Genomic DNA, 349 nt, shown 5'->3' with positions numbered 1-349 from the left:
CATTTTCGATTACAGGGCTTTTACCTTCTTTGGCCGGCCTTTCCAGACCTGTTCGTCTAATATGTTCCTTTGTAACTCCATGTGAGACGTCCCACAACCCCAAGGAGCAAGCTCCTTGGTTTAGGCTAATCCGCGTTCGCTCGCCGCTACTGACGGAATCACTTTTGTTTTCTCTTCCTCAGGGTACTTAGATGTTTCAGTTCCCCTGGTATGCCTCTTCACTGCCTATGGATTCAGCAGTGAGTGACTGGATATTACTCCAGCCGGGTTTCCCCATTCGGACATCCCCGGATCGATGCTTGCTTACAGCTCCCCGAGGCAGTATCGTTGTTCGCCACGTCCTTCGTCG

The 349-nt window shown here is 51.3% G+C and carries 1 rRNA gene; it reads right to left on the bottom strand.

Annotation, left to right across the window (positions count from 1 at the left end):
- Positions 1-349: ribosomal RNA gene (locus M3G15_RS21445) — 23S ribosomal RNA — on the bottom strand; the annotation flags it as partial.

Origin of the sequence: Paenibacillus sp. p3-SID1389 (assembly GCF_025151705.1) — a bacterium.
In the GTDB taxonomy this organism is placed as follows: domain Bacteria; phylum Bacillota; class Bacilli; order Paenibacillales; family Paenibacillaceae; genus Fontibacillus; species Fontibacillus phoenicis.
The sequence above is the reverse complement of the archived record's forward strand: the minus strand, read 5'-3'. Positions and strand labels throughout refer to the sequence as shown.